We start from the raw sequence: 14,902 nt of genomic DNA, 5'->3' as shown, positions 1-14,902 counted from the left end.
CTTCTTGTATTTGGAATTGATGTTGCCTGTCAGAACTTCAGCTTGCCGCTCTTTAGGTCTACCGTCAGCACGTCCGATCCTCGGTAAACCTTTATAGTGGTAGACTTCTCGAATTCTCCAGATGGCAGTGAGGTTGCAAAGAAGCTAATGATAATATCCTTGTTAAAGCTCTTATTGGTGTCCATCTCAAGGTTGTCGTCGCTAATTAGTCCATCACCGTGGGTTTGGATGGTTAGCCTATCGCCGTTGGTAAGGCCTGAGATTTTTAGGTGAACATCGCCGCCGCCATTGCTGGCCTTGGTGAGGTACCACTCGGCGCTGTGCAATACTAGCATCGTTCCGTTGGTGCTGGTGTAAACCTTGCTGTTGGGGTAGTCGATGGTTGGGTCTTGGCTATTATCCTCATCCTTCGAGCATGCCGTAAAGGCGAAAAGTAGGCTCATTAGTAAAATGGCTGTTCTCATTGCTTTTATTATTTTGAATATAACGTTACTTGCTCAACTTAAAGTAAACGCCCCCCTGCACGGTGTAGCTCAGGAAGTGGGTGTTCTTGTAGTAGAGGGGTTCTGGTGTGCCTGGAGGAAGGGGTAAAAATGTATAAATAGTGAGTTTCTCTTTATTTTTTGCTGACTTAGTTAAGTCGTAGCCAATCCTAAATTCGCCAAGAATGCCTATGGTAGAGGTAATGTCGTAGGATACCCCTGCCGATCCCACAAGCCCGAGCGTAACCTTGTTGAAGTCGGATTTTATATTACGTGTTACATCTAAGGGTACATAACCAACGGAATTTGAGAGTTCGCTATTGTTGGATTTTAAGTGGAAGTAGCCATCTGATACAAGGATGTTAACCGATGGACCACCATTTGAAAAAACCTTTAGCTTACCTCCGTAGCTGAATTGAAGAAGTAAGGGGATCTGTAGATATCCGAATTCGACGTTCCCAAATTCGGCGTAATCGACAACAGTGCGCTTGGTTTTATACTCAAAGCCCTTTTTCTGGTAGCTCAGCTCTGCCTGTACCGAGAGCATTGATGTCAGCTTATAGTTGAGGTACTCGGTTAGCACAAGCGAATTTGTTTTGGAATTGTCGTACATATTAGATGCAGAGTAGGAGTAGTCGCCCCTAAAGGTGGTGGTGCTGCTACCCGCCTTAACGCCCAGCGTTAAGTTTTGTGCTGTGGCTACGGACGAGACCGCGATTAGCATAAATGTCGAAAAGAAAAGTTTCATATGCGTTGATATTATGGTTAATGGTTGCGATACCTAACGTTCAATACAGTATCGGCAAAGCGAAATCTCTCTTCTCAAAAATGGTGCCAAACCATAAAATGTACAAATAAACATTAACAACATACTGGTTGTCGGCATAAAAAAAGCGAGCAGCGCCCGTTGTAGTGGCGGCTACTCGCTCGAATAGCAGGGCAGCTTGTTTACTTTTTGGTAGTGCTTTCGTCGTTCTTTTGGGCGGCCTTGCTCTGGGCCTTTAGGGCGCTGTAGTGGCTACGAACCTGGTTGATGATGAGCACCGACTGGTTGTACTGCTCCTCGTCCTTCATGCGGGCCTTTAGCAGCACGTAGTCGCACAGCAGCTGGTACTGCTCGTTTACCTTGTTGCGGAGCTGGCGCGTGTCGGTGGCATCCTTGGCAACCTCCTCGTTCGAGCGCTGGTTGTACAGCTTCTTAAACGTGTCGTTGTCGGTTTTTAGGCGTACCACGTTGGCGCCAATGAGCAGCTTATCCACCATGGGCTTGTAGGTTGGGCCCTCGAGCTCTTCCACCAGCTTGTCGATGGTGGCGCTTTCGGTGTCAAGATCCTCGCGAGCGATATCCCCGTAGGTTTCGAGCAGGACGGTTAGGGCAACCGAGCAGCGCACCACCTCTTCGTCCGTAGAGTAGTGGGCATTCCTAATGGCCGCGCGTAGCGCCGAGATGCTAAAGTCGCGCACCTTGTCCTTCTTGGTGATATCGTCGGTGATCAGGCTCTTCTGAACGCGCAGCAGCAGCTTGTTGAAATCGCCCGAAAGCGCAATTAGCACGGCAACCAGCTGCTTGAGCTCGGTATCGGTGAGTACGGTATCGCCTAAATCGTGAATGCGGTTAGCCTGCGATGCTACAAACTGGTAGAACTCCATGTAGGTTAAGAATGGTACAGGAGAGCTGTTAAACCTTACTTTTTTCATATTTAGAACGGGTTAAATGGTTAATGATTGATAAATATAGTAAAATAGATGCAATGCAAGATGCAGATCTGAAAAAAAATAGGGGGCAGGGCTGCTTTTTTTTACAACTCCAGCGCCGGTAGGGCTTTCGGATGGCTGCGTAGCCTTTACCTAGATTTAGGCAGCCTTCCTGCAGGCTGCATGGGCTCGGTCTAGGGCTAGACAACCTTCCTGCAGCGCTGCATGGCCGCCGTCTAGCGTTAGACAAGCCTCCTGAGGTGTGCATAGCCCTTGTCTAGGATTAGACAGCCTTCCTGCAGGGCGCATGGACTCTGTCTAGTGTTAGACAGGGCTTCGGCTGCTTCCGCTAGCCGATCTCCTTTTCGATAAGCTCGGAGATCTCCTTGGCGCGGTTTACGATCATGAAGTGGCTTCCGCCGGCAATGGTAATGGCGTTACGAATCCGGCCGATGGGGAAGATGCGGTCCTTATCGCCGTGGATGTGGACAACAGCCGGGTTGGGCGCACCGCCCTTCCACCGCATCAGCTCGCCGATGGCCCACTTCATGAAGGAGCTATCGGTATCCTTAATGATCTGGCCGAGCAGCTCCGACTCGGCCTTTGTCTGGGTGCCAAAGCTGTAGCTGCGGGCCAGCAGGTTGGCCCACTTCAGCAGCCCCGATGGCGCCAGCCGGTAGAGGCCAAGGGCACGCACAACGCTCAGCCGCCAGCTGAGCTCCCGCACCGATTTAATGCTCGATAGGATGATGACCTTATCGACCTTTACCAGCTTCGATATCTCCTGGGCAACAATCCCCCCAAACGAAACGCCCACGAGGACGATGCCGCTATCGGCATCGAGCTGATTGGTGAGCCGCGCGCAGTACTCCCGCAGGCTCTCGTGCTTTTTGGGCGATATCCATTTAATGGGCTTTCCGGTGATGCCGTTTTGCTGAAGGCTCACGAACGCGCGCTCGTCGGCTCCCAGCCCGCTTAGGAAGTAGATGGTTTTCATCGGGATACTGCTGCTTTATGGGGTTGGATAAACCCGCATGGTTGAGGGTCTTCTATGCCGGTTTGCGGTTGTCCGTCGTACGGGGCTCATGGCGGGAGGTGTTGTTGCTTGTGTATAGGCGGCGTCTGGCTAGAACCACTCCCGCAGGCTCTTCTCGTCCTGCTCGGCGCGGACGAAGCCGCGCTTACCGTCGAGCCAGGTGGCCAGGTACTCCTGCTCGGGCTGGTGTGGGGTGGCCACCAGCACGGCGCCACGGCTCAGGGCGTTGAGGTCCATTATGGTGCTGTATCCGGCTCGGGCGATGATGGCCTTGGAGTTGTGGATGAGCGTTTGCAGCATGAGGTCGCCAACAAAGTCGAGCGTGCTGAGGTTGGCGGGGAGCGCTGCTTCCGGCGGCGTCTTGGTACCCCTAACCAGCATGATGCGCTTGATGCTGCTCGCCGCCAGCGAGGCTACCAGCTGCTCGAACTTGGTGCGCTGGGGCTCGGGGCCCGATAGGATAATCAGCAAATCGTAGCGGGGGAGCGGTATGTCGGGCTCGTCGAGCGGGAAGCGCGATTGTGGCCCGGTGTAGAGCACCTTGAGCCCATCTACGGGCTTGTCGATTCTTCCGGCTAGGTTGTTGTCGCTGTCGTAGTCGGGCACCAGGCAGGCGTTGAAGGAGGCTATCAGCCGCCGGATGATGCGCCCCGAAAGGCGTTCGAGCCAGCTATTCTTGCAGCCAAAGCATACCCGTAGCTGGTGGGTGATGAGGTACGACTTGGCCTCTGCGCTGCGGATGCCGTAGCGGTTGTCGGAGAAGATGCAGTCGAAATGCTCCTGCTTCATCAGCCGGCGTATGGCCCTTCGATCCCTAAAATAGTGAAAGAACATGCGGGCGGCCATTCGGGGGAAGGCTGTATATAGAGGTAGGCGCTTGGTGTAGGTAATATTCAGCGGGGGGAGCTCATGGAACGTCAGCTTCGGGAAGTAGCTCTGGAGCAGCTCCAACGACTGGCCGTCGCCGGCAATATGCACCTCGTCTCCTCTATTCAGCAGGAAATGGATGATGGGGATGCAGCGGGTGGCGTGACCCACTCCCCAGTTGAGCGGTGCTACCAGTACCTTCATAGCTTTTTATGTTATGCGGATACCTGTACGGGTATCCCCAGCGTTTGCTTTACGGTTTCGGCAATTGCGCGAAGCTCCTTCTCCGGCACCTTCACCAGGTCGGGGGCAGGGGTGTCGCGGGCAATGGTGTACACCATCAGCTCCTTGGGCTTTATCTCGGCCAGCAGCTTCATCCACGCATCCAGCTCAGCAGGCGTTGTGTTATCAACCGTTTGCCCGTTGTAGCTGCCGCGCACGAAGAGCGTTTGTATGGTCAGATTTCCTTCGAACTTCTTGAGCCTTTCCACCAGCACGGCGGTGGAGTACTCGCCCTGCGGGTTGTTGAGGAGCCTAACGGTTTCCTCAAAGGCTGAGTCAAGCTTCAGAATGTTTTGGTCAACCTTCTTTAGGGCGTTGAATACCTTTTCGCGCCCGATAAGGGTAGCGTTCGATAGAACGGCAATCTTGGTTTTAGGGCTAAGCGCATCGCGCAGCGCTATGGTATCGTCGATGATGCCCTCGAACTCGGGGTGCATGGTGGGCTCACCATTGCCGGCAAAGGTGATTACGTCGGGAAGGCTGTTCTGGCTGCCCAGCTCCTCGAGCTTCTCCCTTAGGCGGGCCTTTACCTCCTCGCGGGGATGAAACACCTTACGAGCGCCGGGCGTATTCCATCCGCACTCGCAGTAGATGCAGTCGAACGAGCAGAGCTTGCTGTCGTTGGGCAGCAGGTTTATGCCCAGCGAGCTGCCTAAGCGGCGGCTCTTTATGGGTCCAAATATGATCTTATCGAATAGAAACGTTGCCATGTTTAATGTGTGGTTTTAGCTAGCAATAATCTCGATTGTCGAGTGTTGGTCTATACTCTTTCGGGCAAAGCAGAATCCCGATATATGGTAAATGCCGGGTTGATATCCGGCAGCAATAGCTCCTCGCTGTTTTTGCTGAAGCGCTTGGGCGCCGTTGGCTGTAGCCATCCTCACAATTTCGTGGAATGGAACATCCGGAAGCTTCTCGGTTAGCTGCATCATCATCCTAAAGAGGATGGTAGGATGGTTGGAGGTGGCATGGGCAAGCGCTATTGCTATTTTATTTTCGTAGATGGATGCCAGTGCAGTAGCCGATAGTCGAGCTAATGCCTCGGAATCAATAACGGCAAATAGCGGCAGCTCTTCCTCTATGGTTAACACGCTGTTTACCTCATCGTCATCCTTCGGAAACCAAACGCTGCTGCCGGTGGCCATAACAGCGTTGACGATGGCAGGGATGAGCACCCCAGGGTAGAACTCGGTTTGAGCAGCCTCTACAAGGTTGTCTGCCGATGGGCTAACGGAAATCACCGTGTTGCCGTCGAGCGTAACGATGCCAAACTTTACGGGTTGGTCTTCGCCACAGTATACGTAGTGTGCTGCAACCTTTCTCATTCTACTTTACGCTATTAAAGAGCATCGATCGGGTATCCGTCGAAGCTGTTGGTATTGTTTTTACCAGCGAAGCATCGGCTGCGCGGTATACAACAACTTCTGGATTGTCGCCGATGGTGCTAACCGTCGAGGCTACAATGTTATTTTCGTTGTCAATGCGCAGCCCTATTCCGCTAAAGGCTCGCCCTTCGGGAAGCGTGCTAAGCACAGGGCTGCTACTGCTAATGGTGTTAATGTTCACCTTGTATATTTCTCTCGATGGCCTTCCGTCGCTGTTGGCGCGGATAAAGAATAGGGCATTTTCGGAGGTGGATATGCAAAGCGAACCTTCGTTCCACGGATTCCACGACGAGGTTACCGTTATACCAGTGGGCATTCTATAGCTCGATACGTATAGCGATGGGCTAATCTTAAAGAGCGTATCCTTGTGCGAGGTCCACACGTTGCCGCTTATGTCGGCAGCTAACCCCGATCGGCCCACTCTTAGCACCTTCGATACGATTAGCCTGCTCTTGTCTACTGCAACAACTCCGTTTTCGAGCGTAAGTGCCAGCACGTAGTTAGGGGTATTGGCCATCATGCCAGCGCGACCTCCAAATCCGGGAATCTTTTCGCCAACCGAAAGCGGGTTAAGGTTGATTCGGTATATGCCGTCATCGGTACTCAGCAGGGCTGTTGTTCGGTCGATGCCCAAAAAGTAGTTAGCCTTGGCGGGAAGCGCAATTCTGCCAAGCTCCTTTAGGGTGATGGAGTTCAGCACGATTAGCCCTTCAGTTTGGGAGATGATATAGAATTTCCCAAGGTAGGCTTGGGCTGATACTATTTTAGCGCCTAGCGTTTTTCCTGGATTGGCGGTTGCATAGGCATTTTCGTCAACAGCAGTAAGATCCTTGCTGATGTAGGTAAGCGATGCTTCGGTTGTGTTGTTGTTCAGCAAAAAGGAACCCTTGTCGTAGGTGCCACGAACAACCACGTAGTAGTCTATAAATGCCTCTCCGTAGCCGTTAAAAACTCGTTGGGTGATTATGTAGCTGCCAGATTCGTTGGTGGTAAAAACGTATGAACCTTCGGAGACCGATGTTTTAGCACCGTCGATGCTCCATTCGTAGTTCAGGCTTTCAGGAACATCGAATTTGGAGGTGAGCGTAACCGATTCGCCTGGATTAATGGTAAAGGTCCGCTTCAAGTTAACGGGATCATTAATTAGGATTGGCCCTTCGAACTCGCTTTTCGAGCACGATGTAGCGCCAGCAATAGCAATCGTCGCAATGGCTAAAGCCAAACCTATTCGAAAGAATCTAAGCATTATATTCGTATATCTGAGTTGATAGTAGAAGCAAAGATAATCGCTATCGATTAAAAAACAGTTATGAGGAACCGTTTTTCGGATTCTACCAGCTAAAGAACCCAAACACTTCCGGTGGCTATCATAATAATTTATAAGCCAATTGAAGAAAATAGATAATATACGCAAGAGATAGAGCAAAAAATAAAACAATTGCTACCTTTGTGCGCTTATGTGGAAAGATTTGGATGCTTGCAACCACAGAAAAAAATGCTAAAACCTAGTATTTCTGTCCATCCTAAAATCCTTTCTCATTATTGTTTAATCAAAAACAGCTTAACAAGAAATGGGATACTTATTTACATCTGAGTCTGTATCCGAAGGACATCCAGACAAGGTAGCCGATCAAATTTCCGATGCAATTCTCGATCAGTTCCTAAGCCAAGACCCTAACTCGAAGGTGGCTTGCGAAACGCTCGTTACTACCGGTTTGGTGGTTATCAGCGGCGAGGTACGCTCTGAGGCTTACGTAGACGTTCAGGAAGTTGCGCGTAAGGTTATCAACCGAATTGGTTACAACAAGGCTGAGTATAAATTCGATGGAGACTCTTGTGGTGTTATCTCTACCATTCACGAGCAATCGCCTGACATTAACCGTGGTGTAACCCAAGAGGAAAAGGGTGCAGGCGAACAGGGTGCAGGCGACCAAGGTCTTATGTTTGGTTACGCATGTAGCGAAACCGATGAGTATATGCCGCTATCGCTAACCATCTCGCACATGTTGCTTCAGGAGCTTGCAAAGATCCGCCGCGAGGGTAAGGAAATGACCTACCTCCGCCCAGATGCTAAGTCGCAGGTTACCATCGAGTATAACGAAAATAACCATCCAGAGCGCATCCACACTATCGTTGTTTCTACTCAGCACGACGAGTTTGATGCGGATGAGGTGATGTTGGCAAAGATTAAGGCTGATGTTAAGAGCATCCTTATTCCACGTGTTAAGGCGCTTCTTCCAGAACGTACCCAAAAGCTCTTCACTGACGATATCATCCTTCACGTAAATCCAACCGGAAAGTTTGTTATTGGAGGTCCTCACGGAGATACCGGTCTTACCGGACGTAAGATCATCGTAGATACCTACGGTGGCAAGGGTGCTCACGGTGGTGGCGCATTCTCGGGTAAAGACTCGTCGAAGGTAGACCGCTCGGCTGCTTACGCTGCTCGCTACATTGCCAAGAACCTTGTTGCTGCAGGTGTTGCCGAAGAGATACTTGTTCAGGTGGCTTACGCTATTGGCGTTGCTCGTCCTGTAAGTATCTATGTAAATACCTACGGAACTGCAAAGGTTAACCTAACCGATGCTCAGATCAGCGAAAAGGTTGATAAACTATTCGACCTTCGTCCAGCTCGCATCATCGAGAAGTTCGGGTTGAAGAACCCAATTTTCGAAGAAACCGCTGCTTACGGACACTTCGGGCACAAGTGCTACAAGAAGAATGTACTTGTTGGCCCAATCAACTGCCAAGCTGAGAAGGAGGTGGAGTTCTTCACCTGGGAAAAGCTTGACAGCGTTGATGCTATTAAGAAAGAGTTTGGTTTGTAGACGATTCCATAATCAATATGAGGAAGGGTGTCAAATAAATTGGCGCCCTTCTTTTATTTCTATACAGAGGTCATTTTTTACATTATACAATATTGATTATATATATTAGATTTGGACTATCTAATTAGTGTTAAATAGATCTTACTTGCAATGGGAATGATACATCATTACACAACAATAGAGAATTTGGCTTTAATTCTTAGAAATAGGAATATTCGTTTTAATAGATTGGATAGGGTAGATGATTTAGAAGAAGGTAATACTGTTTCAAATGGTATTAATCTAAGTAAATATGTTTTTGTGTCATGTTGGACAGAATCAGATGAAGAGAGTATTCCTTTGTGGAAACTTTATGCAGATGGTAAGAGTGGTGTAAGGATTTCATTGGAAAATAATTTTTTTGAAGAGTATGATATAAAAAGTTCAGATAGAATATCAGTTGTAGATGAAACAGTAAAATCGATTCTCTCATTTGAGGAGATGTTTAACAAGCAATATATATTTATATCATTCGTTAATGATTCCAACTTTTTTTATCGTCCAATAGAATACGTTGATGATATCATTACCAGAACTGAAAATGTAGTTCAAAGAAGGGGGGATGCTATTATGATCTCATTTGGAGAAGTTGGAAAATACAAACATAAAAGATGGGCTTTCCAAGATGAGAGTAGGTTTGTTTTGACGGCAATTCCAAAATTGTATGATATAGATATTTCTAATCCTTTATTTTCAAGTATGGTTGTAGATAGTTTAAAAAGAAACATAGAATTACCTTTTGATGATTATTTTCTAGGAATTAAAAAATCTGCTTTGGATAAATTGGTAGTAACACTTTGTCCTTCTGCTACTGTATCTCAAGAGATAATGATTCAATCTTTAATTAAAGAATATGCTCCTAATGCAATTATTAAGCATAGTCACTTAAAACAATGTATTAAACTGAAGTAGATACAGAGTCATTTTTTAAGTTAAATGATATGCTTTTGTATCGTACAAAAAAAGGCCGAATGAATCATTCAGCCTTTTTTGAGGTTTCGAGCGGATTCGAACCGCTGTACACGGTTTTGCAGACCGTTGCCTAGCCACTCGGCCACGAAACCCTTTTGCGAGTGCAAAGATAGAAAAAAATTAAATGCTGCAAGACCTTTGGCCATCTTTTTCGGCAAATTGCGATAGGCAGGCAGGGCAAAGGCATGTGGCATACTTTATCCTCAGTTGGTTAAGTGCTTCTGCGGATAGCTTAAATTCCATGCACCAGCAGCTGCCGGTAGCCGTGCTACAGGTAAACTCGGCGCCGCATTTGGGGCAGATGGCTTGTTTGGGTTGCTTATTTTCTGTGCTCATCAAAGTATCTATCTAACTACCGTTACGCTTACCTTTTGGATAGGACCTCCCATAGGTGGATTCATCTTCGAAACCTTTACGGCTACCTTTTGAATGCCGGTTAGCTCCTTGTATAGGGCATCTACGATTCTCCCGCCAACATGCTCGAGTAGGTGCGAGCGGATGGCCATTTCGCGCTTTACGATGAAGTAGGCCAGCTGGTAGTTTACCGCATCGTTGATGCTATCGGTTTGGGCGGGTACATCGGGGTTCATCTCAATGGTAAGGTTTACCAAAAACTTGTTGCCAACGATGGCCTCTTCCTCGAAGCAGCCGTGATAGGCGTAGAACTCCATGTTCTCTATCTCAATTATTCCGTGCATTTCAGTCGATTTTTATGCAAAGGTAATGGATTCGGTCATCATTTTCAGAAGCAGGAAGGGCATTATATTGGTTTAGGGGAATGATTTCTAAAGATAAGCACAGCAGTAAAGCGGCACTTTGTATATATTTGTAGTTTCAATCGGTAAGGCCGATTTAGATATCAGAAATTACAAACGTATGAGCGACAATAAACCAGAAGTTTCAGGTGCCGAAGAAAGGACGCTGAACTTTCTTGAAGAGATTATCGAAGAGGATATTAAGAGCGGTAAGCATGGTGGACGAGTTTTAACCCGTTTCCCTCCAGAGCCTAACGGTTACCTACATATTGGTCATGCCAAGTCTATCTGCCTTAACTTTGGTTTGGCAAAGAAGTATGGCGGGCAAACCAACCTTCGTTTCGACGATACCAACCCCGTTAAGGAGGATGTGGAGTACGTTGATTCGATTAAGGAGGATGTAAAGTGGCTTGGTTTCGAGTGGGCTAACGAGTTCTACGCGTCGGACTACTTCGAGCAGCTCTATCTTTGGGCCTGCGAGCTCATCAAAAAGGGAAAGGCTTACGTCGACGACCAAACCCAGGAGGAAATTCGCCTTGGTCGTGGAACGGTAACCGTACCTGGAAAGGAAAGCCCCTACCGCAACCGTAGCGTTGAGGAGAACCTCGACCTATTCGAGCGCATGAAGAATGGTGAGTTCGAGAATGGCGCTAAGGTGCTTCGAGCCAAGATTGATATGGCGCATACCAATATGTTCTTCCGCGACCCAATCCTATACCGTATCATCCATACACACCACCATCGTACTGGCGATAAGTGGTGCATCTACCCGATGTACGACTGGGCTCATGGCCAGTGCGACTCTATCGAAAATATTACCCACTCGATATGTACGCTCGAGTTCGACGTGCATCGTCCGCTTTACGATTGGTTTGTTGATACGCTCGAAATATTCCCATCGAAGCAGTACGAGTTTGCCCGCTTGAACCTTACCTATACGGTTATGAGCAAGCGTAAGCTGCTGGAGTTGGTTAAGAATAATTACGTATCAGGATGGGACGATCCTCGCATGCCTACCATCTGCGGTATCCGCCGTCGTGGTTACACCCCCGAGGCTATCCGCAACTTTGCCGAGCGTATTGGTGTTGCCAAGCGCGATAACGTTATCGACTTCTCGCTGCTCGAGTTTTTTGTTCGCGAGGATTTGAATAAGCGCGCCGAGCGTCGTATGGCGGTGCTCAATCCGCTGAAGGTGGTTATCACCAACTACCCCGAGGGTCAAACCGAGGAGTTGGAGGCTGTGAACAACCCAGAAGCTGCTGAGGCTGGCACCCGCATGATTCCTTTTGGAAGGGAAATCTTCATCGAGCGCGACGACTTTATGGAGGTGGCTCCTAAGAAGTACTTCCGTTTGGCCATCGGTCAGGAGGTTCGCCTGCGCTACGCCTACTTCATTAAGGCTACCGATGTGGTTAAGGATGTCGATGGTAACATCATAGAGGTTCACGCTACCTACGATCCTGCATCGCGCGGAGGTAACTCGCCAGATGGCCGTAAGGTTCAGGGAACCATCCACTGGGTATCGGCAGAGCACGCCAAGAAAGTAGACGTTCGCCTATACGACCGCCTCTTCACCCGCCAAGATATGGACAACCTTACCGAGGACGAGGACTACAAGGACTTCCTAAACCCAGAATCGCTTAAGGTGGTTGAGGCGCTGGTTGAGCCCGACTTGACAACCAAGAAGCCAGGTGATAAGTTCCAGTTCGAGCGCATCGGCTACTTCTGCGTAGATTCCGATAGCACCGACGAGAAGATCATCTTCAACCGCACGGTTACGCTAAAGGACTCGTGGGCCAAGATTGCCGGAAAGTAATCATCACACAAAAAAAATAGAAAGAGGCGAATCATCTGCGATTCGCCTCTTTCATTTATTCGCTCAAAATTTACTAGCCAACAACCTTTATTAAGCTTCCGTTTTCCTTGCGGAGCTCCACCTTGCCCTTCATGGTGGTAACCGAAATGTCGTGCCCCTCGAAGGTGGCGTATACGGCATTGGTGGCAACGCTCTTGTGCACCGAGCCATTTTCCTTGCGTAGCTCAACTTTTCCCTGATCGGTTACGCATAGGATTAACGAGTGATCGTGGTTGAACTCGGCGCAGATAATCTCCCCGTGTCCAAATGAGCCTACAACAATGCCATCCCTATGGATCTCGGCCTTGCCGTTGTTTACTTGAATTGTACTCATACTTGTTAGTATTAGGTTATGACCCTCCTAAGTTAGCTAATAAATGCAAACCACCAAGCTTTACTCTAAATTTTTCTTGTGGATGGGAACATCGGGGAGCTGCCTCTGCTACCTTTGCACAATCAATCCTGTCCTATGGTGTAATTGGCAACACGTCTGACTCTGGATCAGAAGAGTTCAGGTTCGACCCCTGATAGGACAACAAAGGCGGCTCTGAGAAGGGCTGCCTTCTTTTTTGGGTGGAGGCTCTAACCTGTCATCTTCTATTCATATTTTTGTGCGATCTTGCAGCACAGATAATAAACAACTCACGATGAATCCTGACGATGCTTGTCCGATAAGGGATATTCTAAATAGGTTTGGCGATAAGTGGTCGATACTGGTGATGGTTCAGCTTCATCGGCACAGGGTGCTGCGCTTTAGCGCTATTGGGAAGAGCATCCCGGATATCTCGCAAAGGATGCTAGCCGTTACGCTGCGTACGTTGGAGGCCGATGGGCTTGTGAAAAGGAAGGTGTACCCCGAGGTGCCTCCTCGGGTAGAGTACCAGCTAACGACGATGGGCGAGAGCCTAATCCCCTTGATAAGGAACATGGTTGAATGGGCTCGTGAGAATAGAGGGGAGATTATCAGAAGTAGAAACGCCTATGAGGGACGAGAGTAGAGCGCTGCTCGGAATATGGAATAAAAAGGCATCCTTCATGTTTTAAAAACGGAGAAGAATGCCTTGTTGGTCGGATGCTGTAGGGTTACCACTTTACCTCTTCGTCGACTCTGGCACCATCAACAATGCCTAGGTTTTTGAGGGAGCCCTGCTTGCTTTGAACAACCATCATTACCATAGGTTCTGTTCCGGTATTTCGCCACGATCGTTTTCCTTGAGGCGAAACTCTTACCAGGCTTCCTTCGGCAATTGGAAAGATAGTGCCATCGACCTGATACTCGCCGCTACCTTTGAGCACTACGTACAGCTCCTCATTCTCCTTATGGGTATGTAGAAATGCTACACCTTGACCTACGGGCATTACCTGAAACGAAGCTTCGGTACCGGTGCACTGCAGTGCATCGCCCACAAATACTTTTCCGGGAACTTCGATTCCTGCAGGGTGTAGGTACTTAAACTCGCCAAGGTCATTGAGGCTACCAATGGAGGTTGCCGTAAAGTTGGCCCCTTCTTTTACTTTTTCAACTGTCTTCATTTTTTATCGGATTATATCAGCTAGTAATTGTCCTATCGGGTGTAAAAGTAGGCCATCTTGCTGCAGCGCGAAATAAGGGAGGCCGATGTAAGCGGCTAACCTCGAAGTAACTTTTGCTGATTGTCAGCCGAAAGGTTAATGCTAAAAAACGTGAAATGGTAATGGAAAGTAAAATGTTACGGTACCTGTTCGTGGAATTTGGGTGAGGTCTCCTAGAATGTATCTCTTTTGGGGCTTAGGTTCTGACGGGAGTAACCAATTACAAACAGCCCTTACTTTTCGTGCGGGCTGTTTGTAATTAGGTGCAGGTTATAGCCTGTCTAGGATAGATTAGGACAGACACGGTTTTGTTTCAATAAAGTGTTTATTGCATTATCAAATTTGAATCATTTGTTTTCCATTGTTGTGTTTACTGTAATCATCGCTCCATTCAAATTCAATTTCAATTTTATCGGGATGATTTTCAGTTAAGGCTCCTAATCTAATGTCGATTCCATTTTGAGGTCGAACATCTATAGGACAAGGATTAATGAAAATGTGATAACTATCATTTTGGGGAATTTTCACATTTAGGTTTTTTGCAATACTTTTCCCTTTATTATATACTTTTACAATTCTTGAACCGTTTTGTCCAGATATAACATTAGCCTCAATAATTGCTTTTTTTTCTTCTTCTTTTTCCTTTTCAATTTTCTCCAAGTGATATTTATTTAAGAGAGAAGATTGTTGTTTAATCTTCTTGTCATGTTTCAAATATGTGAAGATTGAAAAGGCTAATGCTGCTGATGATATTGTAATTGCGAGAGTGTCCATTATTCTTTAAATTTAATATTCCTATTACCTTTGAATGCATCTTTGAACATTTTGGTAATATCCTCTTTTAAATCTTTGGCTATTTGTTCCTTAGTGGCTTCTAATTCCTGATTAATGTTCTCTTGATTTAATTCAACAAGTTCATTATAACCTCCCAGATATTCTTTTCCACAACGGTTGCATTTTATCCATGATTTGTCTTCATTGAACTCGAAATTAGTATCTCCGCATGTTATGCATTGGAGTTGAATTGATTTATTGTATGTATCTTTCATAGGAATTCGGTTTTTCGTTTCAAATTAATGTTTGAGTTTACGGTTGACAGGAGGCCAAAAATCCTGTCTGTGGAAACTGTAAAAA

At 47.6% G+C, this 14,902-nt stretch carries 18 protein-coding genes and 2 tRNA genes; 5 read left to right on the top strand and 15 right to left on the bottom strand.

The window, feature by feature from the left end; all coding sequences use genetic code 11:
* Window positions 1-29: 29 nt before the first annotated feature.
* The 8 genes from CLV25_RS02900 to CLV25_RS02865 form a co-directional block, all read right to left on the bottom strand.
* Window positions 30-464: a hypothetical protein gene (locus CLV25_RS02900; RefSeq protein WP_131838140.1), complete on the bottom strand. Its 435-nt coding sequence runs from the start codon at window positions 462-464 to the stop codon at window positions 30-32.
* 25 nt (window positions 465-489) lie between these two features.
* Window positions 490-1,230 (bottom strand): outer membrane beta-barrel protein, encoded by a 741-nt coding sequence (locus CLV25_RS02895; RefSeq protein WP_131838139.1) that lies wholly within the window; start codon window positions 1,228-1,230, stop codon window positions 490-492.
* Between the two features lie 200 nt (window positions 1,231-1,430).
* Window positions 1,431-2,180 (bottom strand): DUF6261 family protein, encoded by a 750-nt coding sequence (locus CLV25_RS02890; protein WP_131838138.1) that lies wholly within the window; start codon window positions 2,178-2,180, stop codon window positions 1,431-1,433.
* Window positions 2,181-2,526: 346 nt separating this feature from the next.
* A complete protein-coding gene (locus CLV25_RS02885) occupies window positions 2,527-3,174 on the bottom strand; it encodes an alpha/beta hydrolase (protein ID WP_131838137.1) in 648 nt (215 codons plus the stop codon).
* 129 nt (window positions 3,175-3,303) lie between these two features.
* Complete coding sequence (locus tag CLV25_RS02880; RefSeq protein ID WP_131838136.1) at window positions 3,304-4,047, bottom strand: glycosyltransferase family protein; 744 nt, start codon at window positions 4,045-4,047, stop codon at window positions 3,304-3,306.
* A 248-nt stretch (window positions 4,048-4,295) separates the two neighbouring features.
* A complete protein-coding gene (locus CLV25_RS02875) occupies window positions 4,296-5,072 on the bottom strand; it encodes a radical SAM protein (protein WP_131838135.1) in 777 nt (258 codons plus the stop codon).
* A gap of 15 nt (window positions 5,073-5,087) precedes the next feature.
* Window positions 5,088-5,687 (bottom strand): amidohydrolase family protein, encoded by a 600-nt coding sequence (locus CLV25_RS02870; RefSeq protein WP_131838134.1) that lies wholly within the window; start codon window positions 5,685-5,687, stop codon window positions 5,088-5,090.
* A gap of 1 nt (window position 5,688) precedes the next feature.
* A complete protein-coding gene (locus CLV25_RS02865; RefSeq protein WP_131838133.1) occupies window positions 5,689-6,993 on the bottom strand; it encodes a DUF5074 domain-containing protein in 1,305 nt (434 codons plus the stop codon).
* A gap of 325 nt (window positions 6,994-7,318) precedes the next feature.
* Between CLV25_RS02865 and metK the strand changes: the two genes are divergently transcribed.
* Window positions 7,319-8,575 carry a methionine adenosyltransferase gene (metK, locus tag CLV25_RS02860; RefSeq protein WP_131838132.1) on the top strand — a complete coding sequence of 419 codons (1,257 nt, stop codon included), beginning with the start codon at window positions 7,319-7,321 and terminating at the stop codon, window positions 8,573-8,575.
* Window positions 8,576-8,725: 150 nt separating this feature from the next.
* On the top strand, window positions 8,726-9,526 hold the full coding sequence (locus CLV25_RS02855; protein ID WP_131838131.1) for a DUF2971 domain-containing protein: 801 nt from the start codon (window positions 8,726-8,728) through the stop codon (window positions 9,524-9,526).
* An 81-nt stretch (window positions 9,527-9,607) separates the two neighbouring features.
* Here CLV25_RS02855 and CLV25_RS02850 read toward each other — a convergent pair.
* The 3 genes from CLV25_RS02850 to folB form a co-directional block, all read right to left on the bottom strand.
* Window positions 9,608-9,678, bottom strand: a tRNA-Cys gene (locus tag CLV25_RS02850).
* A gap of 28 nt (window positions 9,679-9,706) precedes the next feature.
* A complete protein-coding gene (locus CLV25_RS16155) occupies window positions 9,707-9,922 on the bottom strand; it encodes a cysteine-rich CWC family protein (RefSeq protein ID WP_131838130.1) in 216 nt (71 codons plus the stop codon).
* Between the two features lie 8 nt (window positions 9,923-9,930).
* A complete protein-coding gene (folB, locus tag CLV25_RS02840; protein ID WP_131838129.1) occupies window positions 9,931-10,284 on the bottom strand; it encodes a dihydroneopterin aldolase in 354 nt (117 codons plus the stop codon).
* A 178-nt stretch (window positions 10,285-10,462) separates the two neighbouring features.
* Here folB and CLV25_RS02835 point away from each other — a divergent pair, with 178 nt between their 5' ends.
* The gene (locus tag CLV25_RS02835) at window positions 10,463-12,157 is read left to right on the top strand and encodes a glutamine--tRNA ligase/YqeY domain fusion protein (protein ID WP_131838128.1); all 1,695 of its coding nucleotides are present in this window, start codon (window positions 10,463-10,465) and stop codon (window positions 12,155-12,157) included.
* A 73-nt stretch (window positions 12,158-12,230) separates the two neighbouring features.
* Here the strand turns inward: CLV25_RS02835 and CLV25_RS02830 are convergent, their stop codons facing one another.
* On the bottom strand, window positions 12,231-12,530 hold the full coding sequence (locus CLV25_RS02830; protein WP_131838127.1) for a hypothetical protein: 300 nt from the start codon (window positions 12,528-12,530) through the stop codon (window positions 12,231-12,233).
* Between the two features lie 129 nt (window positions 12,531-12,659).
* Between CLV25_RS02830 and CLV25_RS02825 the strand changes: the two genes are divergently transcribed.
* Both CLV25_RS02825 and CLV25_RS02820 read left to right on the top strand, forming a co-directional pair.
* A tRNA-Gln gene (locus tag CLV25_RS02825) sits at window positions 12,660-12,732 on the top strand.
* A gap of 111 nt (window positions 12,733-12,843) precedes the next feature.
* The gene (locus CLV25_RS02820) at window positions 12,844-13,194 is read left to right on the top strand and encodes a winged helix-turn-helix transcriptional regulator (RefSeq protein ID WP_131838126.1); all 351 of its coding nucleotides are present in this window, start codon (window positions 12,844-12,846) and stop codon (window positions 13,192-13,194) included.
* Between the two features lie 85 nt (window positions 13,195-13,279).
* Here the strand turns inward: CLV25_RS02820 and CLV25_RS02815 are convergent, their stop codons facing one another.
* The 3 genes from CLV25_RS02815 to CLV25_RS02805 form a co-directional block, all read right to left on the bottom strand.
* Complete coding sequence (locus CLV25_RS02815) at window positions 13,280-13,729, bottom strand: cupin domain-containing protein (protein ID WP_131838125.1); 450 nt, start codon at window positions 13,727-13,729, stop codon at window positions 13,280-13,282.
* Between the two features lie 375 nt (window positions 13,730-14,104).
* The gene (locus tag CLV25_RS02810) at window positions 14,105-14,542 is read right to left on the bottom strand and encodes a hypothetical protein (protein WP_131838124.1); all 438 of its coding nucleotides are present in this window, start codon (window positions 14,540-14,542) and stop codon (window positions 14,105-14,107) included.
* Window positions 14,542-14,817, bottom strand: a complete 276-nt coding sequence (locus tag CLV25_RS02805; RefSeq protein WP_131838123.1) for a hypothetical protein — start codon at window positions 14,815-14,817, stop codon at window positions 14,542-14,544. Before CLV25_RS02805 ends, CLV25_RS02810 begins: the two co-directional genes overlap by 1 nt.
* Between the last annotated feature and the right edge of the window lie 85 nt (window positions 14,818-14,902).

The organism is Acetobacteroides hydrogenigenes, from assembly GCF_004340205.1.
Lineage (GTDB): Bacteria > Bacteroidota > Bacteroidia > Bacteroidales > ZOR0009 > Acetobacteroides > Acetobacteroides hydrogenigenes.
The sequence above is the reverse complement of the archived record's forward strand: the minus strand, read 5'-3'. Positions and strand labels throughout refer to the sequence as shown.

What these genes read in the sequence shown, in the direction of transcription:
- CLV25_RS02900 (WP_131838140.1), bottom strand. Translation starts at nt 464, where the DNA reads ATGAGAACAGCCATTTTACTAATGAGCCTACTTTTCGCCTTTACGGCA.
- CLV25_RS02895 (WP_131838139.1), bottom strand. Translation starts at nt 1,230, where the DNA reads ATGAAACTTTTCTTTTCGACATTTATGCTAATCGCGGTCTCGTCCGTA.
- CLV25_RS02890 (WP_131838138.1), bottom strand. Translation starts at nt 2,180, where the DNA reads ATGAAAAAAGTAAGGTTTAACAGCTCTCCTGTACCATTCTTAACCTAC.
- CLV25_RS02885 (WP_131838137.1), bottom strand. Translation starts at nt 3,174, where the DNA reads ATGAAAACCATCTACTTCCTAAGCGGGCTGGGAGCCGACGAGCGCGCG.
- CLV25_RS02880 (WP_131838136.1), bottom strand. Translation starts at nt 4,047, where the DNA reads ATGTTCTTTCACTATTTTAGGGATCGAAGGGCCATACGCCGGCTGATG.
- CLV25_RS02875 (WP_131838135.1), bottom strand. Translation starts at nt 5,072, where the DNA reads ATGGCAACGTTTCTATTCGATAAGATCATATTTGGACCCATAAAGAGC.
- CLV25_RS02870 (WP_131838134.1), bottom strand. Translation starts at nt 5,687, where the DNA reads ATGAGAAAGGTTGCAGCACACTACGTATACTGTGGCGAAGACCAACCC.
- CLV25_RS02865 (WP_131838133.1), bottom strand. Translation starts at nt 6,993, where the DNA reads ATGCTTAGATTCTTTCGAATAGGTTTGGCTTTAGCCATTGCGACGATT.
- metK (WP_131838132.1), top strand. Translation starts at nt 7,319, where the DNA reads ATGGGATACTTATTTACATCTGAGTCTGTATCCGAAGGACATCCAGAC.
- CLV25_RS02855 (WP_131838131.1), top strand. Translation starts at nt 8,726, where the DNA reads ATGGGAATGATACATCATTACACAACAATAGAGAATTTGGCTTTAATT.
- CLV25_RS16155 (WP_131838130.1), bottom strand. Translation starts at nt 9,922, where the DNA reads ATGAGCACAGAAAATAAGCAACCCAAACAAGCCATCTGCCCCAAATGC.
- folB (WP_131838129.1), bottom strand. Translation starts at nt 10,284, where the DNA reads ATGCACGGAATAATTGAGATAGAGAACATGGAGTTCTACGCCTATCAC.
- CLV25_RS02835 (WP_131838128.1), top strand. Translation starts at nt 10,463, where the DNA reads ATGAGCGACAATAAACCAGAAGTTTCAGGTGCCGAAGAAAGGACGCTG.
- CLV25_RS02830 (WP_131838127.1), bottom strand. Translation starts at nt 12,530, where the DNA reads ATGAGTACAATTCAAGTAAACAACGGCAAGGCCGAGATCCATAGGGAT.
- CLV25_RS02820 (WP_131838126.1), top strand. Translation starts at nt 12,844, where the DNA reads ATGAATCCTGACGATGCTTGTCCGATAAGGGATATTCTAAATAGGTTT.
- CLV25_RS02815 (WP_131838125.1), bottom strand. Translation starts at nt 13,729, where the DNA reads ATGAAGACAGTTGAAAAAGTAAAAGAAGGGGCCAACTTTACGGCAACC.
- CLV25_RS02810 (WP_131838124.1), bottom strand. Translation starts at nt 14,542, where the DNA reads ATGGACACTCTCGCAATTACAATATCATCAGCAGCATTAGCCTTTTCA.
- CLV25_RS02805 (WP_131838123.1), bottom strand. Translation starts at nt 14,817, where the DNA reads ATGAAAGATACATACAATAAATCAATTCAACTCCAATGCATAACATGC.